This is a genomic window from Collimonas sp. (assembly GCF_035566375.1).
GTDB lineage: Bacteria > Pseudomonadota > Gammaproteobacteria > Burkholderiales > Burkholderiaceae_D > Collimonas.
This window is the reverse complement of sequence record NZ_DATMRK010000059.1, coordinates 14,318-39,175: the sequence shown is the minus strand read 5'-3', so window position 1 is coordinate 39,175 and position 24,858 is coordinate 14,318. Positions and strand designations below refer to the sequence as shown.

16 protein-coding genes, 1 tRNA gene and 1 pseudogene are annotated in these 24,858 nt (G+C 58.4%); 15 read left to right on the top strand and 3 right to left on the bottom strand.

Features of this window, described 5'->3' with window-relative positions; all coding sequences use genetic code 11:
- The 6 genes and pseudogenes from VNZ60_RS25350 to VNZ60_RS19260 all read left to right on the top strand — a co-directional run.
- Positions 1-103: pseudogene (locus VNZ60_RS25350) on the top strand (ATP phosphoribosyltransferase regulatory subunit); the annotation flags it as partial.
- Between the two features lie 3 nt (positions 104-106).
- A complete protein-coding gene (locus VNZ60_RS19280; RefSeq protein ID WP_325662000.1) occupies positions 107-1,420 on the top strand; it encodes an adenylosuccinate synthase in 1,314 nt (437 codons plus the stop codon).
- Between the two features lie 18 nt (positions 1,421-1,438).
- Positions 1,439-1,975 (top strand): phosphoribosyltransferase, encoded by a 537-nt coding sequence (locus VNZ60_RS19275; protein WP_325661998.1) that lies wholly within the window; start codon positions 1,439-1,441, stop codon positions 1,973-1,975.
- 249 nt (positions 1,976-2,224) lie between these two features.
- The gene (locus VNZ60_RS19270) at positions 2,225-3,556 is read left to right on the top strand and encodes an MFS transporter (RefSeq protein ID WP_325661996.1); all 1,332 of its coding nucleotides are present in this window, start codon (positions 2,225-2,227) and stop codon (positions 3,554-3,556) included.
- Positions 3,557-3,719: 163 nt separating this feature from the next.
- On the top strand, positions 3,720-4,712 hold the full coding sequence (gene iolG, locus VNZ60_RS19265; RefSeq protein WP_325661994.1) for an inositol 2-dehydrogenase: 993 nt from the start codon (positions 3,720-3,722) through the stop codon (positions 4,710-4,712).
- A 20-nt stretch (positions 4,713-4,732) separates the two neighbouring features.
- Positions 4,733-5,770, top strand: a complete 1,038-nt coding sequence (locus tag VNZ60_RS19260) for a Gfo/Idh/MocA family oxidoreductase (protein ID WP_325661992.1) — start codon at positions 4,733-4,735, stop codon at positions 5,768-5,770.
- Between the two features lie 52 nt (positions 5,771-5,822).
- On the opposite strand, the gene VNZ60_RS19255 is transcribed toward VNZ60_RS19260, so the two are convergent.
- Entirely contained in the window at positions 5,823-6,689 is an 867-nt protein-coding gene (locus tag VNZ60_RS19255) for a MurR/RpiR family transcriptional regulator (protein WP_325661990.1), read from the bottom strand.
- A 219-nt stretch (positions 6,690-6,908) separates the two neighbouring features.
- On the opposite strand from VNZ60_RS19255, the gene VNZ60_RS19250 reads away from it, so the two are divergent.
- The 8 genes from VNZ60_RS19250 to VNZ60_RS19215 all read left to right on the top strand — a co-directional run bounded on the left by VNZ60_RS19250 (position 6,909) and on the right by VNZ60_RS19215 (position 15,985).
- Positions 6,909-7,952 (top strand): sugar ABC transporter substrate-binding protein, encoded by a 1,044-nt coding sequence (locus tag VNZ60_RS19250; protein WP_325661988.1) that lies wholly within the window; start codon positions 6,909-6,911, stop codon positions 7,950-7,952.
- A 224-nt stretch (positions 7,953-8,176) separates the two neighbouring features.
- The gene (locus VNZ60_RS19245; protein WP_325661986.1) at positions 8,177-9,337 is read left to right on the top strand and encodes an ABC transporter permease; all 1,161 of its coding nucleotides are present in this window, start codon (positions 8,177-8,179) and stop codon (positions 9,335-9,337) included.
- Positions 9,338-9,339: 2 nt separating this feature from the next.
- Positions 9,340-10,122: an ATP-binding cassette domain-containing protein gene (locus VNZ60_RS19240; protein WP_325661984.1), complete on the top strand. Its 783-nt coding sequence runs from the start codon at positions 9,340-9,342 to the stop codon at positions 10,120-10,122.
- A 34-nt stretch (positions 10,123-10,156) separates the two neighbouring features.
- The gene (locus VNZ60_RS19235) at positions 10,157-12,130 is read left to right on the top strand and encodes a bifunctional 5-dehydro-2-deoxygluconokinase/5-dehydro-2-deoxyphosphogluconate aldolase (RefSeq protein ID WP_325661981.1); all 1,974 of its coding nucleotides are present in this window, start codon (positions 10,157-10,159) and stop codon (positions 12,128-12,130) included.
- Positions 12,127-14,010: a 3D-(3,5/4)-trihydroxycyclohexane-1,2-dione acylhydrolase (decyclizing) gene (gene iolD, locus VNZ60_RS19230; protein ID WP_325661979.1), complete on the top strand. Its 1,884-nt coding sequence runs from the start codon at positions 12,127-12,129 to the stop codon at positions 14,008-14,010. Before VNZ60_RS19235 ends, iolD begins: the two co-directional genes overlap by 4 nt.
- Before the next feature lie 32 nt (positions 14,011-14,042).
- The gene (iolE, locus tag VNZ60_RS19225) at positions 14,043-14,957 is read left to right on the top strand and encodes a myo-inosose-2 dehydratase (RefSeq protein ID WP_325661977.1); all 915 of its coding nucleotides are present in this window, start codon (positions 14,043-14,045) and stop codon (positions 14,955-14,957) included.
- Entirely contained in the window at positions 14,954-15,748 is a 795-nt protein-coding gene (gene iolB / locus VNZ60_RS19220; RefSeq protein WP_325661975.1) for a 5-deoxy-glucuronate isomerase, read from the top strand. The genes iolE and iolB overlap by 4 nt, the downstream gene beginning before the upstream one ends.
- Before the next feature lie 152 nt (positions 15,749-15,900).
- Positions 15,901-15,985, top strand: a tRNA-Leu gene (locus VNZ60_RS19215).
- Between the two features lie 159 nt (positions 15,986-16,144).
- Here the strand turns inward: VNZ60_RS19215 and VNZ60_RS19210 are convergent.
- The gene (locus VNZ60_RS19210; RefSeq protein ID WP_325661973.1) at positions 16,145-20,224 is read right to left on the bottom strand and encodes a Pls/PosA family non-ribosomal peptide synthetase; all 4,080 of its coding nucleotides are present in this window, start codon (positions 20,222-20,224) and stop codon (positions 16,145-16,147) included.
- A 407-nt stretch (positions 20,225-20,631) separates the two neighbouring features.
- Here VNZ60_RS19210 and VNZ60_RS19205 point away from each other — a divergent pair, with 407 nt between their 5' ends.
- A complete protein-coding gene (locus VNZ60_RS19205; RefSeq protein WP_325661971.1) occupies positions 20,632-23,454 on the top strand; it encodes an EAL domain-containing protein in 2,823 nt (940 codons plus the stop codon).
- A gap of 181 nt (positions 23,455-23,635) precedes the next feature.
- Here the strand turns inward: VNZ60_RS19205 and VNZ60_RS19200 are convergent, their stop codons facing one another.
- Positions 23,636-24,856: a winged helix-turn-helix domain-containing protein gene (locus VNZ60_RS19200; RefSeq protein WP_325661969.1), complete on the bottom strand. Its 1,221-nt coding sequence runs from the start codon at positions 24,854-24,856 to the stop codon at positions 23,636-23,638.
- Positions 24,857-24,858 lie beyond the last annotated feature (2 nt).

Genomic DNA, 24,858 nt, shown 5'->3' with positions numbered 1-24,858 from the left:
GATCCAGAGTCTGCCCGGTCATGAAAACGATCAAGACGAGTTCGATTGCGACCGCGCGGTTGTACTCGAAAATGGAAACTGGATTATCAAAAATTTGGACTAAGTGATGTTACAGAAAAGCACCGCAAAAAACGTCGTTGTCATTGGCACCCAATGGGGCGACGAAGGAAAAGGCAAGATCGTCGATTGGCTTACCGATCACGCACAGGCAGTTGTGCGTTTTCAGGGCGGCCATAACGCTGGCCATACATTGGTCATCGGCGGTCACAAGACTGCATTGCAGCTGATCCCGTCCGGCATCATGCGGCCCGGCGTGGCTTGCTATATCGGCAACGGCGTCGTGTTGTCGGTGCCCGATCTGCTGCGCGAGATCGATAAGTTGCAGGCTGCCGGAGTCGAAGTCGCATCGCGCCTGAAAATTTCCGAAGCCTGCCCGATCATCCTGCCTTACCACACCGCACTCGATGCGGCGCGTGAAGCGGCGCGCGGCGACGCCAAGATCGGCACCACCGGCAAAGGCATTGGCCCGGCGTACGAAGACAAGGTTGCCCGTCGCGCGATTCGCGTGGCCGACCTGCTTAACGAGAAGCGTTTTGCGGAAAAGCTGCAAGCCAATCTGGAATACCATAATTTTGTCCTGACCAATTACTTGAAGGCGCCGGCTGTCGATTATCAAAAGACGCTGGACGACGCCTTGGCAACCGTGGAGCGCCTGCGGCCGATGGTGGCCGATGTGTCGAGCGATCTGTACGCTGCCTACAACAACGGCGCCAGCCTGTTGTTCGAAGGTGCGCAGGGCAGCTTGCTGGACGTTGACCACGGCACTTATCCGTTCGTCACATCAAGCAACTGTGTGGCGGGCAATGCTGCTGCCGGCAGCGGTGTCGGCCCCAACATGCTGCACTACATCCTGGGCATCACCAAGGCTTACACCACCCGCGTCGGCTCCGGTCCGTTCCCGTCCGAACTGCCTACCGATCAAGGCGTCGGCAAGCATCTGGCCAGCGTTGGCCATGAATTCGGCACTGTCACCGGTCGCGCCCGTCGTTGCGGCTGGTTCGATGCAGCGCTGCTGAAGCGTTCGGTGCAGATCAATGGCGTCTCCGGCATGTGCCTGACCAAGCTGGACGTGCTGGACGGCCTGGCTTCGCTGAAGCTGTGCACCGGTTACACGCTCAACGGCAAGACTGTCGATATCTTCCCGGTCGGCGCTGAAGAAGCTGCACTGTGCCAGCCTATCTATGAAGAAATGCCGGGCTGGAGCGAATCCACGGTTGGCGCCAAATCGATGGACGCCTTGCCGGCCGCCGCCCGTGCCTATATCAAACGTATCGAAGAATTGGTAGGCGTGCCTATCGATATGGTTTCGACCGGCCCAGACCGTGAAGAAACGATCGTATTGCGCCACCCATTTAAATAATTGCAAAATAAGAGCAATATGAACAAATCAGATGACAAAGACCTGTGGGTCTCGTGGGAAGAGTATCACCGCATAATCGAAAAACTGGTATTGAACGTACATGCCTCCGGCTGGCAGTTTGACCAGGTCTTGTGCCTGGCGCGTGGCGGCTTGCGTCCGGGCGACGTGTTTTCGCGTATTTTCGATGTGCCGCTGGCGATCCTGTCGACCAGCTCTTACCGCGAAGACGCCGGCACCACACGCAGCGAACTCGACATCGGCAAGCACATCACCATGAGCCGCGGCGCCTTGTCCGGCCGGGTTCTGGTGGTCGATGATCTGGTCGATTCCGGCGTCACGCTGGATAAGGTTTTGCATCACCTGAAAGAAAACTATGAACCGGTGACCGAGGTAAAGTCGGCGGTGATCTGGTGGAAAGCCTGCTCGTCGCTCAAGCCGGATTTTTACGTCGATTACCTGCCTACCAATCCGTGGATTCATCAGCCGTTCGAAGAGTACGACAGCCTGCGTCCGCATCAGCTGGAAGCATGGAGCAGAAAGGGCGTATCGAGATAATCGAACACGCTTCGCAAGAAAGCCTCGTTGGAAAACCTCGTTGTTTACAGCGAGGTTTTTTTTCGTTTTGCGGAAACGCTGCAAGAGCCGGCACTCTGCGTTATTGTTTCAGACTGATCCAGTTGGAATTCTGCGCGCATGCAGGCGAAAAAAGAGGGAGGGGGAAACCAATTCAAGAACAATAGTCGGCTCAAAAAAAACAGCATCCGGGATAGACACGGTAGTCAGACCATATAAGGGGATTCAACTATGAGCAGCACGGCAATCGACAGCTCCGCAATCAGCGGCACGGTAATTGGCAACACCACAGTCAGCAGCACTGCTGCAGCATTCGAACAGCACCCGCAAACCTGGCGCGCTGTCATTTCATCGTCGATCGGCAATGCACTGGAATGGTTCGATGTCCTGCTGTACAGCGCCATGGCGGTCACCATCGCCAAGCTGTTTTTCCCAACCGCGAACCAGACCGTGTCGCTGTTGATTACCTTTGCCACCTTCGGTGTTTCGTTTTTCATGCGTCCATTGGGGGCGATTGTCATCGGCGCCTATTCTGATCGTGTCGGCCGCAAATCCGCCTTGACGCTATCGATCCTGCTGATGATGATCGGCACATTACTGATCGCCATCATGCCGACCTATGCGCAAATCGGCCTGTGGGCGCCGGCTGGCATCGTCCTGGCGCGCTTGCTGCAAGGCTTTTCCGCAGGCGGTGAATTCGGCAGCTCGACTGCATTCCTGGTCGAACATGCGCCGCATCGACGGGGATTTTTTTCCAGCTGGCAGGTTGCCAGCCAAGGCTTGAGTATTGTGCTGGCAGCGCTGGCCGGCGCGCTCCTGTCGTCGCAACTCTCCACCGATCAACTGGAATCCTGGGGCTGGCGCCTGCCGTTTTTCTTTGGCTTGCTGATCGGACCTGCCGGCTACTACATCCGCAAGAACCTGGAAGAGTCGCCTGAATTCGCCCAGGCCGACGCTACCGGTACGCCGCTGCGCGACATCATGACCACCCAGAAAATGCGCCTGCTGATCGGTGCCGGCAGTGTCATCATGGCCACCGTGTCGGTGTACCTGGTGGTCTACATGCCGACCTACGCGGTCAAACAACTAGGCATGAGTTCGACCGCATCGTTCAGCGCTACCATCCTGGCCGGCGTGATCATGCTGCTGTTCTCGCCATTGGTCGGCCAGTTGTCCGACAAATATGGCCGCACGCCGTTCATGTTGTGCAGCAGCGTGTTGTTTGTCCTGCTGACTTACCCGCTGTTTTCCTGGCTATCGTTCAACCCGAGCTTCATCAACCTGTTGCTGGTGCAAGGCGTCATCGGTCTCCTGATGACCATGTATTTCGCATCGATGCCGGCGCTGTTGTCCGACATCTTCCCGGTCCAGACCAGAGGCACCGGCATGTCCTTGAGCTACAACATCGCCGTGATGATTTTCGGCGGTTTCGCCGGCATGACGATCACCTGGCTGATCGCAGTAACCGAAAACAAGCTGGCGGTGACTTTCTATGTGATCGGCGGGGCGTTGTTGAGCGTGATTGCCACACTTGCTGCGCGTTACAAGTTGCGCTTGCGTTAATCCCTGTGGGGGCATGACAGCCGAGTTTGCTTGACTGTCATGCAAAAAATATTCGATTAATAAAATAAACGAAAAATTGTTTCTATTTTCTGGATTCGTGCCTACAATGGCAGAAAGCGATAGTAAAACCAACGACACACAGACAGTAAAACGGAGACTAAACATGATCAATGTCGCAGTATTCGGCGCCGGTCGTATCGGCAAGATCCATGCGGGCAATCTGGTGCTGCAAGCGGGCGCCAATCTGAAATATGTCAGCGACGTCAATCCGCAAGCCGCGCAAGAGCTGGCTGCCCAGCATGGCGCACAAGTGATGGATATCGATAGCGCCTTGGCCGATCCGAGCATCGGCGCTGTACTGATCGCCTCCAGCACCGATACCCACGCCGACCTGATCATGCGGGCGGCGGCAGCCGGCAAGGCGATCTTTTGCGAAAAGCCGGTCGATCTCACGCTGGAGCGCGCCAAGGCATGCGCCCGCGCGGTTGCCGATGCCGGAGTGACTTGCATGATCGGTTTCCAACGGCGCTTCGATCCGACCTTCGCTGCGCTCAAGATGCGTCTGGCTGCCGGTGAAATCGGCGATCCCGAAATGCTGATCGTCACCAGCCGCGATCCCGGCGCGCCGCCGGTGTCCTATATCAAAAGCTCAGGCGGCATTTTCAAGGACATGCTGATTCATGATTTCGATATTTTCCGCTGGATACTGGATGACGAGGCGGTCAGCATCTCCGCCACCGGCAGCTGCCTGACCGATCCGGCGATCGCCGCAGCCGGCGACATCGATTGCGCCGCGGTCACCATCCGCAGCCGGCGCGGCCGCCTGTGCCAGATCAACACCAGCCGTCGCGCCGCCTATGGCTACGATCAACGGTTTGAAGTATTGGGCAGCAAAGGCATGCTACAGGCGGGAAATCACAAACCGACTGAAGTGATCGCAGCGACCGGGCACAGCGTCAGCCAGGACAAGCCGGAACATTTCTTCCTGGAGCGTTATCGCGCTGCCTATGCAGGCGAGATCGCCCATTTCTTTGATGCCGTCGTCAACCAGGTTGCAGTGCGTACTACGATTGAAGACGGCGTCAAAGCCTTGGAGCTGGCCGAGGCGGCAACCCTGTCATGGCGTGAAAACCGCACTATCGAGTTAGGCAAATGAGTATCCAAATGAGGAGCCAAATGAACCACTCTCCAACCCGCGCAGCAACCCTGAAAGTCGGGATCGTCGGCCTCGGAAGGTTAGGGCGGCGTCACGCGGAAAACCTTGCGTCGCGGGTCGCCGGCGCTGAACTGGTGGCAGCCTGCAGTCCGCTGCCGGCAGAGCTGGAATGGGCGCGCGACGCGCTTCAGGTACCGCATCTGTATGCCGATTACGAGGCCTTGCTAGCCCATGACGGGCTGGATGCGGTATTCCTGGTGACACCGACATCCCTGCATCCGCAGCAGATCATCCAGGCTCTGCAAGCCGGTAAACATGTGTTTTGCGAAAAGCCCTTATCGCTGGATCTGGAAGATTGCCGCCGCGTCAGTGTCGAGGCGGCGCGCCATCCGCAACTGAAGGTGATGATAGGTTTTGTGCGCCGCTTCGACGCCAGTTATCAGGACGCCTATAAAAAAATCCAGCAAGGCGCAATCGGCTCGCCGTTCATGGTGTATTCGCAGACATGCGACCAATATGATCCGGACGGTTTCTTCGTCAAATTCGCCGCCACCAGCGGCGGCATATTCCTCGATTGCAGCGTGCACGACATCGATCTGGCGCGCTGGCTGCTCGGCAATCCACGGCCGCTGCGGGTCTACGCCAGCGGCGCTCGCGCCATCCACCAGGATTTAGAGCAGTTTCAAGATGTCGACAACGGCGTCGCCATCTGCGAATTCGAGAATGGCAAGATAGCCACCTTCTACGCCTCGCGCACCATGCCGCACGGGCATGACACCATGACGGAAATCACCGGCACGGCGGGGCGCTTGACGGTCGGCCGCAACCCGCGCAAGAACCGCCTGGAAATTGCCGACGCCCACGGTGTCCGCAACGAATGCCTGCCGAGTTTCTTCGAGCGTTTCGAAGACGCCTTCCTGACCGAAGTCAGCACTTTTGTGGATGCGATACGCCAGCAGCGCAAGCTGGAGCTAACCCTGGAAGACGCTACCGAGGCGACCCGCATCGGCATCGCCTTGCGCGAGTCGTTACTGTCGAAACAGCCGGTTTTGCTATAGAAGTACCTGTTCGGCGATTGCCGCTCGCCGATTTCAGCTCACCGATTTCAGCTCACTCATCATAGCCATCAATCGCGCTGGTTTCCTCCACGTTCAACTCCAGCTTGTAAGCCAAGGCAATAAACAGCGCCTGGCACAAACACATGGCATTGGTCAGCGACCGGAAAGCAAACGCGCTGCCTTCCTTTACGGTCAACAATACCGACGCATGCTTGGCCAAGGGGCTCAACTGGCTATCAGTAATAATCAGCGATTTTGCCTGATGCAGATGCGCCAGGCGCACGCAAGCCTGGGTCTCCTTGCCATAAGGTGTAAAGCTGATGGCGATCACCACATCGTTTTTGCCGATGCTGCGGATCTGCTCGCGGAACATGCCGCCCAGGCCAGACAGCAGGTGCACCCGCTTATTCGTGTGCTGCAAGGCATACACGATATAACTGGCGATAGGGAAAGAGCGGCGCACGCCGATCACGTAAATATTTTCCGCCTTCTGCAGCAGTTTGACCGCCGCTTCAAATTGCATGTCGTCCATGCCGTTCAATAATTCATCCAGGCCGCTGCGGCTGGCGTCGATGAACTCGCGCGCCATTGAGCCGCTGGTCAGCGGCGTCTGTTTGGCGTCAATCAGCTTGCGGATGCGTTGCTGGTAGTTTTGCGAAGGTATCGCCTGCGCCGTATACGCGTCGCGGAAAACCGCCTGCATTTCGCTAAAGCCGCTGAAACCGAATTGCTTGGCAAAACGGACAATGGCTGACGGTTGCACATTGCAGTGCTCGGCGATGTCGCTGATCCGTTCCAGCATCAGGCTGCTGCGATGCTGTTCTACGTAAGTGGCAATAATCTTCAACTGGCGCGAAAGCGTTGCGTATTGTTCCGCGATCTGCAGCATCAACTGGTCGACAGTCGGCGTATTTGCCATGGCGCTCTTTCTCGTATATGTCTTGTATATGTCGTGAAGCAATTATAAAGAAATATTATGTGGCGAATGCAAAACTTGAAAATAAAATTCTAAATAAAAGTTAATTGAAAAAAACGTTGCATATCGGGTGAGCTTGTTCTATTGTTTAATACCGATGACGCTATCGGATCCGGGCGATCAGCCCAAAGGCTAGTGGATAAAACAACAACGGAGATAACTATGCAACGACTCAGATGCAAGGGCCTGGGCAGGGCCTTGATGGTGGCGGCATTGGCGATGAGCTTTGGCGCCATGAACAGCAGTTATGCAGCGAATGAGAAATTTGTTTTGATCAGCCACGCACCGGATTCCGATTCCTGGTGGAACACCATCAAGAATGCGATCAAGCAGGCCGGCGAGGATTTCAACGTCACGGTCGATTACCGCAACCCGCCGAATGGCGACCTGGCCGACATGTCACGCTTGATCGAGCAGGCCGCAGCCCGTCATTACGACGGTGTGATCGCCAGCATTGCCGATTTCAGCGTGCTGAAAAAAGCTATGGAAAACGTCACCGCCAAGAAGATCCCGCTAGTCACCATCAATTCCGGCACCCAGCAGCAAAGTGAAGAATTGGGCGCGGTCATGCATGTCGGCCAGCCGGAATACGATGCAGGCAAGGGCGCCGGCGAAAAAGCCAAGGCGGCGGGCATCAAGTCTTTCCTGTGTGTCAATCACTACGCCACCAACCCGTCTTCCTTCGAACGCTGCCGCGGTTTTGCTGATGCTATCGGCGTCGATTATAAAAAATCAACGCTGGATGCGGGCCAGGATCCGACTGGCATCGAAAGCAAGGTCAGCGCTTATTTGCGCAACAATCCCGGCACCCAGGCGGTGCTGGCGCTCGGTCCCGATTCCGCTTCGCCAAGCCTGCGTGCGCTGCAAAAAATGGGCTTGAAAGGCAAGATGTGGTTCGCCACTTTCGATCTGTCCGAAGAGATTTCCAAGGGTATCAAGGACGGTTCGGTGCAGTTTGCGATTGACCAGCAACCCTATTTGCAAGGTTATATCCCGGTGGCGGTGCTGGCCATCATGGCGCAAAACAAAACCACCGACATTGCCACCATCCAGGCCAAGCTGAAAGCCAATCCGAAGTTCCAGGCGCGGCTGGCCGAATATGGCCTGGCGCCGAGCTACGGTCCGCGCCATATCAGCTCCGGCCCTGGCTACATTACCAAGGACAATCTCGATAAAGTGTTGAAATACGCTGGTCAATATCGCTGATCGATCGCTTTTCTTTACATTCCACGGCCGCCGGCAACGACGCGTAAGGTTGCTGCCGGCAGCCGGCAAGTTGAAAACCAGGGGAGACGATTCTCCCAGGCCGGCTTACGCCCGCACAAATACGCTAGACCCTGGCGCTACACCCAGCGCTACACTTTATAAAGCGGCCAGTCTGAGGTTCGCTAATGAACTCGATTACGGCCAACATAGCAGGAGACAGAGTCATGAATTCAAGCAGTGTGCACGCTGACAAGTTAGCTGCCGACGGCAGCCGCCCGGCGCAGCAAAGTAGTGCCCCGAAAGACGAGCGAGTGCGCAAGGAAGGCTCCTTGAAACATTTCCTCGGGCGCCCGGAATTTGCCTCGCTGGCAGGCGTGATCCTGGTGTTTATCGTATTCGGTATTGCCGCCGGCGATTCCGGCATGTTCAACCTGGATGGCGTGATCAACTGGATGCAGGTGGCCGCCTACCTGGGTCTGATCTCGATCGGCGCCTGCGTATTGATGATTGCGGGTGAATTCGATTTGTCGATCGGCTCGATGATCGGTTTTGCCGGCATGATGGTGGCGATTCCTACCGTCTATTTTCACTGGCCGTTCTGGCTGGCGGTGATGTTTGCCTTTGCCGGCTCTATGGCCCTGGGCTGGCTCAACGGTTATCTGGTGGTCAAGACCAGGCTGCCATCCTTCATCGTGACGCTGGCCTTCATGTTCATCTTGCGCGGCTTGACGCTGGCGCTGTCGATCATGTTCGCCAACCGCACCATCGTCAGCGGCGTCGGCGACCTCGCTGCGCATGACTGGCTCGGCAGCTGGCTGTTCACCGGCAATCTTGGCAGCGGACTGTTCCACTGGATGGCCAGCCACGGCTGGATCGCCACCATGGCCAACGGCCAGCCGCTGATTGCCGGCATCCCCAAGGTCATCGTCTGGTGGCTGGTGCTGGCGCTGGGCGCAAGTTTTGTCCTGGCGCGTACCCGTTTCGGCAACTGGATCTTCGCCGTTGGCGGCGACGCCAACGCCGCCAAGAATGTCGGCGTACCGGTGAAAAGAGTCAAGATTACGCTGTTCGTGTTTACCGCTTTCTGCGCCAGCCTGTTTGCCGTGCTGCAGGTGGCCGACGTCGGCTCAGCGGCGGCCGACCGTGGTTTGCAGAAAGAATTCGAAGCCATCATCGCAGCCGTGATCGGCGGCGCCTTGCTGACTGGCGGTTATGGTTCGGTGATCGGCGCCTGCTTCGGCGCCTTGATCTTCGGCGTGGTGCAGATCGGCATCACTTATACCAATCTGAATTCCGACTGGTTCCGCGTGTTCCTCGGCGTGATGCTGCTGGTGGCGGTGTTGTTCAACAATTATGTCCGTCGCCGTGTGACGGAGGCGAGGTAATCATGAGTGACATTATTCTGGCTTTGGAAAACGTCAGCAAGTATTTCGGTTCGGTGATTGCCTTGCAAAACGTCACCTTGCGCCTGAAAAAAGGCGAGGTGCATTGCCTGCTGGGTGATAACGGCGCCGGCAAATCGACCTTGATCAAGACGCTGGCGGGGGTGCATAAACCGTCCGAAGGGCAGTATCTGGTCGACGGTAAACCGGTCTCTTTCAATTCGCCGAAAGAGGCGCTGGATGTCGGCGTCGCCACCGTCTACCAGGATCTGGCCCTGGTGCCGTTGCTGTCGGTGGCGCGCAATTTCTTCATGGGCCGCGAGCCGACCAAGAAAGTGTTCGGCATCACCGTGATGGATATCGACTATGCGGCCGAAACCGCGCGTGCCAAGCTGGCCGAAATGGGCATCATGGTGCGCGATCCGCATCATGCCATCGGCACCATGTCCGGCGGTGAAAAACAATGCCTGGCGATTGCTCGCGCGATTCACTTCGGCGCCCGCGTCCTGATCCTCGATGAGCCGACTGCAGCGCTGGGCGTCAAGCAATCGTTCAATGTGCTGAAGCTGATCCACAAGGCGCGCGAGCGCGGCATCTCGGTGATTTTCATTACCCACAATGTGCATCACGCCTATCCGATCGGTGATTCCTTCACCTTGCTCAATCGCGGCAAATCGATGGGTACTTTCACCAAAGATAACGTCACCAAGGACGAAGTGCTGGACATGATGGCGGGCGGTGCAGAAATGCAAACGCTGATGAGCCAGTTAGAGGGCATACAGGTTTAGGCTTACATCTGAATCCAAGTTAAGGATCACACTCATGCAACAAGTTAACAACACCTTCGCACCTGGCCGCAAGCTTGATGTGGTTTGCATCGGCCGTCTCGCGGTGGACCTGTACGCGCAGCAGATCGGCGCGCCGCTGGCGGATGTCAGCAGCTTTGCCAAGTATCTGGGCGGGTCTTCCGCGAATATCGCTTTCGGCTGCGCCAGGCTGGGATTGAAATCGGCGATGCTGGCGCGGGTCGGCAATGAACATAACGGCCAGTTCCTGACGGCGGCGCTGGCGGCGGAAGGTTGCGATGTCAGCCAGATCAAGATCGATCCGGAGCGCTTGACCGCGCTGGTGATGCTGGGGCTGAAGGATAAAGACACTTTTCCCTTGATTTTTTATCGTGAGAATTGCGCCGACATGGCGCTGGCCGAAGAAGATATCGACGAGGCTTTCATCACCTCCAGCAAGGCGCTGCTGATTACCGGCACCCATTTCTCCACGGAGCAAGTGCATCGCAGCAGCAGTCTGGCGCTGGAGTATGCGCGTCGCAATAACGTTCGCACGGTGCTGGACATTGATTACCGGCCGGTGCTGTGGGGGCTGACGCAAAAAGGTGACGGCGAGACGCGCTTTATTGCAAATCATGGCGTGACAGCGCATTTACAGGGGATCCTGCCGAAATTCGATCTGGTGGTTGGCACAGAAGAAGAGTTCATGATTGCCGGCGGCGGCCAGGACATCATCGCTTCGCTGCAAGCGGTGCGTGCAGTCAGCCAGGCGACGCTGGTGGTCAAGCGCGGGCCGCTGGGCTGTGCCGTGATCCATGGCGCGATTCCTGCATCGCTGGATGAGGGCTTCAATTACAAAGGCGTGCAAGTCGAAGTACTCAATGTGCTGGGTGCAGGCGACGCCTTCCTGTCGGGATTCCTGAAAGGCTGGCTGAACGGCGAAGACGATGAAAGCTGCTGCCGCTACGCCAATGCTTGCGGCGCCTTGGTGGTGTCGCGCCACGCTTGTGCGCCAGCGATGCCGACGCCGGTCGAGCTGGCATATTTCCTGGATAACACCGAACGCATGCAGCGGCCGGACCAGGATGCCCATCTACAGCGGTTGCACCGAGTCACGGCGCCGCGCAAGAGTTGGGATGAGGTGAATGTATTTGCCTTTGATCACCGCAACCAGTTCTTCGAGCTGGCGCGCGAATTTGGCGGCGGCAGCATCGGCGAAGCCCGTTTGCCGCAACTCAAGCAGTTGCTGGTGCAGGCTGTGGCAGCCACCGAACAGGCGCTGGGATTGCAAGGAAAAATCGGCATTCTGTCCGATGACCGCTATGGTCAGGATGCCTTGAATGCCGCCACCGGACGCGGCTGGTGGGTCGGCCATGCAGTGGAATTGCCGCTCTCGAATCCGCTCGAATTCGACTATGGCCGCTCGATCGGCTCGCATCTGTTGAGCTGGCCCAAGGAGCATGTGGTCAAATGCCTGGTGCAGTTTCATCCGGACGATGCGGTCGAAAAGCGCCTGGAACAGGAAGCGCAGATTCGGGGCTTATATAACGCGGTGCAAGTCAGCGGCCACGAATTGCTGCTGGAAATTATCCCGCCCAAAGATTTGCCGAAGGCCGACGACTCCGTGTTGCGCGGCATCAAGCGCTTGTACAACCTGGGAATCTATCCTGAATGGTGGAAGCTGGAATCGATGTCGGCCCAACAGTGGGATGCGATCGACCGCCTGATTGCCGAGCGCGATCCCTATTGCCGCGGCGTCGTCCTGCTGGGCCTGGCGGCGCCGGTGGAAGAACTGGCGGCCGGTTTCCGCGCCTCGCGTCACAGCAAGACTTGCCGTGGTTTCATGGTAGGCCGGACGATTTTCCATGAGCCGGCCAAACTCTGGATGCAAGGGCAGATAGACGACGCCACCCTGATCCGGCAAGTACGGGCAACTTTCGAACAGTTGATCGGCGTCTGGCGAGCCAGCCGTAGCGAAGAGCTACCCAAGACAGCGGAGCGTGCAGCATGAGCGTAGCCGGAAAAACCATACGTTTGACCATGGCGCAAGCGCTGGTGCGCTATCTGGCCGCGTTGCGAGTTGATACGGCGGATGGCGTTGCGCCGCTGTTTGGCGGCGTTTTCTCCATCTTCGGTCATGGCAATGTGGCTGGCCTGGGCGAGGCCCTGTATCAACATCGGGAGCAATTGCCGACTTATCGTGCGCATAACGAGCAAGCCATGGCGCACGCGGCAATCGCCTATGCCAAAACCCATATGCGGCGGCGCATGATGGCCGTCACCAGTTCGATCGGGCCGGGCGCCACCAATCTGTTGACCGCCGCCGCGCTGGCCCATGTGAACCGCTTGCCGGTGCTACTGCTGCCGGGCGATATCTTCGTCTCGCGGCGTCCCGATCCGGTGTTGCAGCAGGTGGAGAATTTCCAGGACGGCGGGGTTTCCGCCAACGATGCGTTCAAACCTCTGTCGCGTTATTTTGACCGCATCTACTATCCTGAGCAGTTGCTGACGGCGCTGCCGCGTGCGATCCAGGTGTTGACCGATGCTGCCCAATGCGGCCCGGTGACCTTGGCCCTGCCGCAAGACGTGCAAACCATGGCCTACGACTATCCAGCCGATTTTTTTGCGCCGCAAACCGTCAAATTCCGCGCCCAAGGGCCGGCGGCCGATGAACTGCAGGCCGCGCTGGAATTGCTGAAGAATGCCCGCCAGCCGCTGATCGTGGCCGGTGGCGGCGTGCTGTATGGCGAGGCGACCGAAGCGCTGCGCCATTTCGCAGAAAGACATTCCGTGCCGGTAGCCGAAACCCAGGCCGGCAAAAGCGCCTTGGCCTGGCGTCATCCCTTGCAGTTGGGCGCGCTCGGCGTGACCGGTTCGCCGGCCGCCAATGCCTTGGCGCAAAAGGCGGATGTGGTGATTGCAGTAGGCACGCGGCTGCAGGATTTTACGACCGGTTCGCACTCGCTATTCGGCCAGGCCAAACTGTTGAGCATCAATGTCAATCCGGTCGACGCCATCAAATGGCAGGCCACGCCGATGCTGTCCGACGCCCGTCTGGGGCTGGCAGCCTTGTCGCAAGGTTTACAAGACTGGCGCGCCAGCACTGCCTGGCATGCGCTGGCGCTGGAACAGGCCAACGCCTGGCGTGCTACGGTCGACAAGATCACCGGGCAACGTGACTCAGTTGAAAATCGTGCGGCGCCGGCGCTCCCGTACGACGGCGAAGTGATCGGCGCGGTGCAGCGCTCCAGCATCGATTCGACCGTGCATGACATCGTGGTCTGCGCTGCCGGCACCTTGCCGGCAGAGTTGCACAAACTATGGCGCACCTCGACCCCCGGCGGTTATCACGTCGAGTATGGTTATTCGTGCATGGGCTACGAGATAGCCGGCGGCCTCGGCGTCAAGATGGCGCAGCCGGACCGCGACGTGATCGTGATGGTGGGCGACGGCAGCTACCTGATGATGAATTCGGAAATCGCCACTTCGGTGATGCTGGATCGGAAATTGATCATTGTGGTGCTGGACAACCGCGGCTACGGTTGCATCAATCGCTTGCAACAGGCTTGCGGCGGCGCACCGTTCAACAACATGCTGGAAGATTGCCTGCAAGGGCCGCTGGGCGCGCCGGCCATCGATTTTGCCGCGCATGCAAAATCGCTTGGGGCGCTGGCGGAAAACGTCAAGACCATCCCGCAGTTGGAAGCCGCATTGCAAAGGGCGCGCGCTGCCGATCGCACCTATCTGGTGTGCATCGACACCGATCCCACGCGTACCACCGAGGACGGCGGCTGCTGGTGGGAAGTGGCGGTGCCGGAAGTGTCGCAGCGGCAGCAGGTGCAAGCCGCGAGAGCCGAGTACGAGCAAGCGCGCCGCAGTCAAAAAATTTGAATATAAAGATGTGAACCTAGCGAGAGAGACCCATGACATTTAACGTAAAAATCGGCATTAATCCGATCTCCTGGATGAATGACGACCTGCCGTCGCTGGGCGGCGAGACGCCGCTGGAAGTGGCGCTGGCGGAAGGGGCGCAGATCGGTTATCGCGGCTTCGAGCTGGGTAACAAGTTTCCCAAGGAGCCGGCGGCGCTGGCTGCCGTGCTTGGCAAGTATCAGCTGGAATGTGTCTCGGGCTGGTATTCCGGCCGCCTGGCGACAGGCTCGGTGGCGGATGAAATTGCTGCGGTTGGGCCACATCTGCGGCTGCTGGCGGAAAACGGTTCCAAGGTCATGGTGTACGGCGAAGTCGCCAACGCGATCCAGGGCCGGCCGGATCCCTTGTACAAACGCCCGCGCTTTCTCAACGATGAGGAATGGCAGCAATACGCCGACAAGCTGAGCGCGTTCGCGCGCTTCACTTTATCGCACGGCGTGCGCCTGGCATACCACCATCACATGGGCGCCTATGTCGAAACGCCGGTCGATGTCGAGCGTTTGATGGCCTTGAGCGGTGACGAAGTCGGCTTGCTGTTCGATAGCGGCCACATTACGTTTGCCGGCGGCGACCCTTTGGCGGTGCTGGAACAGCATATCAAACGTGTTTGTCATGTCCATTGCAAGGATGTGCGGCCGGCAGTGGTAAAGATGGCGCGCAATGGCAACTGGAGCTTCCTGCAAGCGGTCATCAACGGCGCCTTTACCGTGCCGGGTGACGGCGCGATCGATTTCGATGGCCTGCTGCGGCTGCTGCACCGGCATGGTTACGCCGGTTGGCTGGTGGTCGAAGCGGAGCAAGACCCGGCTGTCGCGCCGAGTTATCAATATGCTGAAATGGGCTATCGCCATCTGGCCGGCCTGGTGCGGGCGATCGAGGCTGGCAACGACAAGGAGGCAGCATGAGGTTACTGGTCAAGGGACAGGCGCAAGGGCGCGAAATTGTCAGCGTCACGCCGCAATCGGCCGGCTGGCGCTTTGTCGGTTTTTCCGCCTATCGCCTGGCCTCGGCTGAACGGATCCGCTTCGATACGGCTGAGCGGGAAGTGTGCATCGTGGTGCTGCGTGGCGTGGTCAGCGTGGAGGCCGGCGATCATGCATGGAAAGAAATCGGCGAGCGGCAAAGTGTGTTTGAACCGAGCTCGCCATATGCCGTGTATGTGCCGCACCACCATGCAGTCACCATCAGCGCGCATGGCGATGCTGAAATTGCGGTCTGCAGCGCGCCCGGCCATGGCGATCTGAGCGCGCGTCTGATCGAGCCGGGAATGGCTAAGCGCTCGGTGCGCGGGCAGGGCAGCAATACCCGTTACGTCTGCGATATCCTGCCGCAAACCGAGCCGGCCGATCATTTGCTGGTGGTAGAGGTGGTGACGCCCGGCGGCCATTCATCGAGCTACCCGCCGCATAAACACGACACCGATAATTTGCCGCAAGAGAGTTTTCTTGAGGAGACTTATTATCATCGCCTCAATCCGCCGCAAGGTTTTGCTTTCCAGCGGGTGTATACCGACGACCGTGCGCTGGACGAATCGATGGCGGTGGAGAATCACGATGTGGTGATGGTGCCCAGAGGTTATCACCCGGTAGTGGCACCGCATGGTTACGATAACTACTACCTGAATGTGATGGCCGGCCCCAAGCGCGAATGGCATTTCAAGAACGATCCCGCGCACGAATGGATGTTGCAGAGCTGATTGCTTGCTGATTTGCGGCGTGCACAATGTGGCATAGCGTGGCCTAGCAATTAATTGCATAAAATTGCAAACTCCGATTGACTGAAGCTATCAATTGCACGTATTATCCTGTCTTCGGAATTGCAGTGAGCCTTACGGGGCTTCGCATTACGGCCCACGTGGCGGAATTGGTAGACGCGCATGGTTCAGGTCCATGTGCCGCAAGGTGTGGGGGTTCGAGTCCCTCCGTGGGCACCAGGTAACTGGTGTTGGAAATAAAAATGGCAGTACAGAGAAACCGCATAAACATCAATGTTTATGCGGTTTTTTTCTTTTCCAGAGGAATTTTTTTGCATGCGCTCATCAGGATGGCGCATGCAAAAACAATAACAAACCTGGATTGCCCCCCAAGGGCAATCAGTCCTTTGCCGGCGCCGCCGGGCAGCCGCGCCAGTTGGTTCCAGCTGGAATCGATTCGCCTTTCATGACCAGCGTCAGTGCGCCCAGCTTGGCGTTATCGCTGACCGTCGCACCGTACAGCACGAAGCTGCGCGGCCCCATATAGACCCGGCTGCCGATGTTGACGTGATCGATCTTCATGACCCGGTCTTCGAACAAATGGGTTTGCGGGCAAGCCTGGGCGTTGAGTTCGCTGTAGGCGCCGATGGTGACGCAATCGAACTCGGTAATGTCGGTGGTATTCATGTACACGCCGCGGCCGATGTTGCAGCCAAGCAGATTGAAGGCCAGCGGCAGCCACGGAGTGCCGCGCAGGTAGTTCATGAAGTTCGGTATCGCAATCCCTTCATACAGGTTGGTGACGCCTTCCGAAAGCCAGACGAACGGGGTCCACATCGGTACGCTGCATTTCTTGTAGCGGCCGATCAGCAGCCATTTCAAGGCGGCGATAAAGATGAAGGTGCCGATGCCGTACAACAGGCCGGCAGTGGTCAGCAAGGAAATCACTTCGCCCCACTGGCCGGCGCCGGCCAGCGGCATCAGGTTCAGCACCACGGTATAACCGACCGCAATCACAATTGCATGCGGCGAGACGATGCGGAAACCTTCCACCAGCGCACGGCCCAGGCGGCGTCGGCGCGATGGGCGGAACGTCAGGTGTTCCGGGAAACCGCTGGTCTGTTCGCGCGCCGGCAGGTTGATCGGCGGCGAGCCGAGCCAGGTGTCGCCTGGTTGCATGCGGCCGTTTTCCGGCGTCCGCGAATGGACGCCGATCAAGACGTTTTCCGGCAGGATGCTGCCGTCAGGCACGTAAGCGCCATTGCCGACAAAACTGCGGCGTGAAATCACGGTTGGCTTCATGGTGATCCAGCCGCCGTCGATCTGTTCGTCGCCCAGCAATACCGCATCGGCGATAAAGGTATCGTCGCCCAGGGTCAGCATGTCAGGCACCACGCCCAGTGCTGTCGAAATTTCGGCGTGACGGCCTATCTTGGCGCCCAGCAGGCGGTACCAGTAGGGCGCGTAGACGGTGGCGTAGACGCCATGCAAGACGCTCAGGCTGGATTCCTGGATCTGGTTGACCAGCCATTTGCTGCAATAAATATTGCTGCGCACCGGCCAGCTGCCCGCCCGCATGCGCGGCAGCAGGCTCCAGCGGATGCCGGCCGAGAGCAGGGCGGTACAGACAATCAGCACGGCCGTGGCAGGGAAGGCCATGACGAAATATTTGGACAATTGGAACGCTACATTGCCGTTACTTCGCAGCCAAGGGAAACTATCGGTATCGTCGAGCCAGTCGATCAGGATGAAACTCGGAAACACCGGCATGAAGAACAAGGTGGTGATCAGCAGGGCGCCGAACAGGAAAAATACCGACTCGCCCAGCTGACGCCTGCGTGTCACCGGCGGCCGCGGCGGTTTCGAGTTTTTGTCGAAGGCGCCAGCGTCGCGCGCCGGCGAGCCGGTCCAGATGCGGCCGGCCGGCACGGTCTGGCCTTCGCTGAGGGCGGTTTGGCCTTCCACATGGCCGAAAGCGCCGACACCGGTATTGCCCTCCATGACGACGTAAGAACCGATGCAGCTTTCCCGTTGCAGTGTGATCGGCCCCAGCACCAGCTGGCCATGTTCGACCCGGGCGTTTTCAAAATTCACGGCATTGCCAATGCTGACGCCATCCTCGATGGTGAGCAGGTCGTGCGCGCGCAGGATCATCGAGCCGATGATGACTTCGGAGCCGATGCGGGCGCCGAGCGCTCTTAGCCACCAGCTATACAGCGTTGAACCGCTAAGCAGATAAGCCGGCGCCGCCTCGATCAGGCGATCCGCCAGCCACCAGCGGTAATAGGTGAGGCCCCAGAGCGGGTAGCGGCCGGCTTTCAGGCGTCCCGCGATCAGCCATTTGGCGGCGATCGCAATTGCGAATTCGAACAAGGTGGCCAGCAAGAACACGCCGACCGACACCGCGATGGCGAGGGCGATAGAGTCGCCTGGATCGCCGGTGAAGAAATGGTAAGTGAAAAACGGCGCCAGCCACTGCATCATGCGCATCGCCACCAGCCAGGGCACGGCCGCTGCTTGCGCAGCGCCGCACAGCCAGCGTTTCAGATCAGACGGCGCGGCCCAGCTGGTATCGACCCCGATGCCGGTGACCGGCGCTTGCGCCAGCACCTCAGCGATGCGACCGACAGTGCGATTCATGTAAATGTCGCGCACCGTCACATGGGCGAAATCGGGATTGGCGCGCAGAGCGGAGGCGAGTTTTGCCGCGAACAGCGAATGGCCGCCGAGATCGTTGAAAAAATCGGCGCTGCGCTGGATAGGCTGGCCGGGGAAAAGTTTATTAAGCGCAGCAAACAGGGCTACTTCGGCCGGCGTCTCGGGGTGATCCGAATCGAGGCCGGCGTTGCCTGCGCTGACGGCGGCCAGGGGGCGGGCTTTGAGCGCCTTGCGGTCGATTTTGCCGGAAGTCAGGCGCGGCATTTCCTGCATCGGTTCAAAGAAACCGGGCACCATATAGGGCGGCAGCCGTTCAGCCAGGGCGTTGCGCAGAACCGCAGGGGCAACTTCAGAGCCACTCTCCGGCACGATGAAAGCGATCAACTGGTCGATGCCGTCTTCCTGGCGCAACACTACCGCCACGGTGCCGACGCCGGGCTGACGCGCCAGCGCTTCTTCGATTTCACCCAGCTCGACCCGAAAGCCGCGGATCTTTACCTGATCGTCGGTACGGCCGAGGCATTGGACCCGGCCGTCGGCTTCGATCCGGGCCAGGTCGCCGGTGCGGTACAAGCGACGGTCATGGCTGCCGCTGGACCAGGGGTTGCCCAGGAATTTCTCGGCCGTCAGCTCCGGGCGCCCCAGATAACCTTCGGCGACGCCGGGGCCGGTGATGCACAATTCGCCCACTTCGCCGCGCGGCAGCAGGATCAAGCCGTTTTCGACAGCCGGATTAATCACCAGCAAGCCGTAATTAGGCAAGGGGCGGCCGATGGTTACCGTTTCATTGGCGTGCAGTTCTGCCAGGCTGGCCGATACCGTCGCCTCGGTCGGACCGTAGGTGTTGAAGATATGCCGGCCGGATTCCGGTTTTGCCCAGCGGCTGACCAGCGCCTCAGGGCACATTTCGCCGCCCAGATTGATGATGCGCAAGCTCGGTACATCTTGATTGAACAGCGCCAGCAGGGTCGGCACCGCATGCAAAACGGTAACGCCGTGTGCGGCCAGCGCCAGCGGCAAGGCTTCCGGATCGGAGGCCAGTTCCTTGGGGGCGATCCAAAGCGTAGCGCCGGCCAGGTAACTGATCCAGATTTCTTCGAACGACATGTCGAAGGCCACTGAAAAGCCCTGATAGACGCGATCGCTGGCGCTGACTCCCAATACCGCGTTTTCACTGCGCAGGAAATGGCAGATGGCGCCTTGGGTGATGGCGATGCCTTTCGGCTTGCCGGTCGAGCCGGAGGTGTAGATCACATAGGCCGGATCGCTGCGCTGGACGTTTTGGCGGCGTTGCAGCGGCGTGCTGGCGTCGTCGGCGGCGAGCAACTGCTCGGCGGTCCAGATCTGGCATGCAAGATGGCCCGCTTCCAGTCCTAGTCCCAACCTCAGGCGTGAGGCGAATTGCTGGCAACTGACAATGCCAGGCGCCTGCGCGTCTTCCAGGCAAACCGCGATGCGCTCTACCGGTGTGTCGGCGTCCAGCGGCAGCCAGGCAGCGCCGGTTTTGGCGATGCCGGCTTGCATGATCAACAGGTCGATGCCGCGCGGCAGCCACAAGCCGATGATCTGGCCCGGCCCGACGCCGGTGGCGATCAGGCGCGAAGCCACCTGGTCGGCGCGATGGTTGAGTTCTCGATAACTTAGCTGGCGCTCGCCAAAAATCATGGCGATCTGATCCGGCACGCGCGCGGCGCTGGCCTCGAGCAGATCGGCAAGCACCTCGTTGCGTATCAGTTCCGGCTGGGCCGGTCCGTGCAGAATGTCCGGGTGAGTAGGAAAGCTGCGGGTAGCTACGTTATCGACGAGCAAAGACTGGGTCATGAATGATGAATCAAGTGAGGGACGGCAAACCGTCGATGGTAGCACGGCTGATATAGGTAACGATCGGCCAATTTTTGTACTGAGCGAATATGCCGGTATGGACAAAATCTGCGAATCAATCTGCCAAGCGCCGAGCAGGACGCCAGGCGACGGTTTTTTGCACCATAGCGGTCGTCGCCAGCCGTCGTTTTGAGAGGTTTTCCGTCGTTTCCTGATGTTTACGCCGAGGTAAGCAACGCATTCTTTTATTTCCAGCAGTAAACTTGCAAATTGGAAAATATTGGCCGTATGATGAGGCTATTCGGGCCCGGTTTCAAGTAGTGTTGTTTTTCGCAATTTTCTGCAATTCCGCTAAAGCTTTTTGACTATGCAATCTGACGGTGCAAATTCATCAGCGAGGTTTTGTAATGCAGCAATTGAAAAACTTTTTTACTCTGGATAGCGGAGTGCGCTGGATCAAGGTGATCTTCCCTTTCCTGGCGATTGTGGCCTTGATGGTAGGGATGCTGGCGTTCAGCATGAATATCCTGTCTTCAGTGCGGGCTTTTGTCGGCGGCGAGAGCCTGTGGTCGAAAGCGCAGAAGGAGGCGGTGTTCCACCTGAATCAATATGCGATCACACAAACCGACGCCGATTACCAGAAAGTCCTGCAATCGCTGGCTGTGCCGCTGGGCGATCAGATGGCCAGGACGGAGCTGGATAAACCTGATCCGGATCTGCAACTGGTGCGCCAGGCCTTTATCGAAGGTGGCAATCACCCCGACGATATAAACGGCATCATCAGCCTGTATCGTAACTACAAGAATTTCAGCCTGCTGCAAGAGCCGCTCTCCAACTGGAAGATCGGCGATCAACTGATCCAGGAATTAAGTGCGGAAGCCGAGCGTTTGCATGCGGCGATTGCCGCCGGCAATCCGAATCCGCTGACGCTGGCCGCCAGCCTCTCCCGCATCCGCGAGATAGATGCTCAATTGACGCCGCTGGAGCTGCGTTTCTCCGCCAGCCTGGGAGAATCGTCACGCGAGGTTCAGCGCTTGCTATTGCTGGCGACGCTGACGATCGCCATCGCACTGATGATTTTCGGCAGCTGGATTTCACGCTATATCCTGATCAAGAGCGACCGCTTCGAAAAAGCACTGAAGATCAGCGAGGAACGCCTGCATCTGGCAATGCTGGGTAGTAACGACGGTTTGTGGGACTGGGATATCCAGGCCGACAACATCTACTATTCGCCACGCCTGAAGGAGTTGCTGGGGTATGCGCTGGAAGACCCCGAGCCGACGCCGCTGCAGTTCCTTAACTGTATCTACCCTTCGGATCTGGATGCGGTACGGGCCAAACTGACCGCGCATTTGCATGACAATTCGCCTTGCGATATCGAGTTCCGGGTGGTCACCAAGGCGGGCGAATTGCGTTGGGTGCGCTCATGTGCGCAGTCGACCAGCAATGCGGCCGGCAAACCGGTGCGCATGGCCGGTTCGTTTACCGATATCACCGCCCGCAAACGCTCCGAAGAGCAGCTGTATGCCGCCAAAGAGCGGGCCCAGGTGACGCTGGAGTCGATCGGCGAGGCGGTGATTACGCTCAGCACCGACGGTCTGGTGGAATACCTGAACCCCACCGCAGAAATCCTGACCCGCTGGACGCTGGCGTCGGCACGCGGTTTGCCGCTGGAAAAAATCCTGAATGTGGTGGGCGAAACGTCGGGCAAGCGGATTCCCGATCTGATCCATCAGATTCTCGACAACAACATGCCGACCGATAGCCCATCGAATCTGCTGCTGGTGTGTAACGACGGCAGCGAGGTCGCCGTCAATCTATCGGCCGAACCGATCCGTAATCTGAGCGGCGAGACCATCGGCACCGTGCTGGTCTTGCATGATGTCAGCAAGGACCGTGAATATGCCGCCCAACTGTCATATCAGGCCAGCCACGATGAGTTGACAGGGCTCATCAATCGACGCGAGTTCGAGCGGCGGCTGACGGTGGCGATGATTACTTCGCGCGACCAGCAGCGCCAGCATGCGGTACTGTACCTGGATCTGGACCAGTTCAAGGTAGTCAACGACACTTGCGGCCATGCCGCCGGCGATGAACTGATCCGGCAAGTCAGCGTGCTATTGAAGCAGCGTTTGCGCGATACCGACACCATCGCCCGTCTGGGCGGCGATGAATTCGGCGTCTTGCTGGAAAATTGTCCGGTCGAACATTCGCTGCGGATTGCCGAAGGGCTGCGGCAGGCGGTGGCTGATTTTCAGTTCGTCTGGAACAATAAGCCGTTCACTATTGGCGTCAGTATCGGCCTGATCAATATGGCGGGCGAAATGCATACGCTGGGCCAGATCATGAGCGCGGTCGACGCCGCCTGTTACCTGGCTAAGGAAAAGGGCCGCAACCGGGTGCATGAGTACCGTCTGGATGACAGCGAACTGTCGATACGGCACGGCGAAATGGAGTGGATTACCCGTATCAATGAAGCGCTCACCCATGAACGCTTCTGCCTGTTCTCGCAAGAGATTGTCGCCTTGGGCAAGCCTGCCAGCCACGGCGCGCATTTTGAGATCCTTCTGCGCATGCTTGATAAGGACGATAACCTGGTGCTGCCGATGGTGTTCATTCCCGCCGCCGAGCGCTACAACCTGATGCCGGCTATCGATCGCTGGGTGGTTTCTACGGTATTTGCCACGCTGGCGAAAATGCATGAACAAGGGCGCGGTCTGGAAATCCAGACTTGCGCTATCAACCTGTCCGGCACCAGCATAGGCGACAGCAATTTCCTCAATTTCTTGCTGGAACAGCATGTGAAATACGGTATAGCGCCGCAAATCATCTGTTTTGAAATCACCGAGACCAGCGCGATCGCCAATTTTACCAAAGCCGCGCACTTCATCCAGGAATTAAGGAGCGTGGGCTACCGTTTTGCGCTTGACGATTTCGGCGCCGGCATGTCGTCGTTTGCCTACCTGAAGAATCTGCCGGTAGATTTCATCAAGATCGATGGCGGTTTTGTCAAAGACATGTTGAATAGCCCGACCGATTATGCAATGGTCGAGGCAATCAACAAGATCGGGCATTTGATGGGGAAGAAAACGATTGCCGAATTTGCCGTCAATGAGCGGACTATCGGTATTCTGACTGAGATTGGCGTCGATTTTGCCCAGGGGTACGGCATCGGGCGGCCACGCGTGTTTGGCATCGGCACCAACAAAAATCTGCTGAAGGCGGGTTAACAGGTCCTAGCAGCCTGTCGGACTTAGGGATGATCGGCTGCAAAAATAGCTGAGCGGTCCATATTTCACCGGTTTCTTGGTCAATAGCTAGCTATTGACACTGCGAACCCGGCAAAATCTGCCCTCGCTCAGCTATTTTTTCGCTTCGATCCCCTAAGTCCGACAGGCTGCTAGAAATAAATCAAGCCAACGCCGCTTTCAGCATGCTCCGAAAGCTGCGTGGCGTGCATAGCTCAAGCGCCACCTGCGGCGTGCCATGCCATGCAGCGAAACGCTGCAAGGTTGCGGCCAGTTCGGTCACAAATCGTTGACTGGTGCGGGCGCCGGGCTCCAGATACAGAGCCTTGACTTGAAACACGCCTTGGCTGCGGTGGGCCTTGGCGTCCAGCCGCCCGACCAGCGCGCCGCGATGCAGGATCGGCAGCGTGAAATAACCGTAGTTGCGCTTGGCCTCGGGCGTATAGCATTCCAGCCGGTAATCGAAATCGAATAGTTCCAGTGCGCGCTTGCGGTCCCATACTAGTGGATCGAAGGGCGAGAGCAGGCTGGTGGTGGTGGGTTTTAAGGAACCGTCGGCTGCGGCCAGCGCCAGTTCACGATGGGCCGGATGAATGTATACCGGCTGCTGCCAGCCGTCGACCGTGGCGCGCAGCAGGCTGCCATCCTCGACCAGGGTCTCGGGATCGGGTTTGGGACGGCTCTTGGCGGTGCGGAAGTAATCGCCGATCCAGCTCGATTTTGCCACCCCCAGCGCTTGTACCGCCTTCAGCAGCAGCGTGCGCTGGGTGTCGGCGGTAGAGGGCATGCGGGCGTCATCCCAATCCGGCAAGATACGCTCGGCGAGATCGTAAATCCGATGAAAATTACGGCGCTTGGCGATCATCAGGCGGCCAGCGGTGAATAGGACTTCGAGCGAGCGTTTCTCAGGTTTCCACTCCCACCAACCACCGCCTTTGCCGTCGGTGCGCTTGAAATCGGCCGAGCGTACCGGGCCGTGCTGGTGGATATGCTGCACCAGTTGCTCTATGGTGTCGCGATGCTCCTCCATCCATTTGGCGGAATATTTCCAGCCCATCGAGCCGGGATCGATCATGCGGTGCCGGTACAAACCGTAATCCTCGATCGGCAAGAAACTGGCTTCGTGCGCCCAGTACTCGAACAGCTGGCGCTCCTCCAGCAATTCATCCAGCCAGCTCTGCTGATAGCTGCCGAGCCGGCTCCACAACACCAGGTAGGGGCTGCGCGCCACCACATGGATGGTGTCGATTTGCAATACGCCCATTTGCCGGATCGTAGCCAGCACGTCATGCTTGACGGCTTTTTTGCGCGGCGGATTGAGCAAGCCTTGCGCCGCCAGTTGCAAGGCGCGCGCGGCAGGTAATGAAAGCTGGATGGCGGTCACGT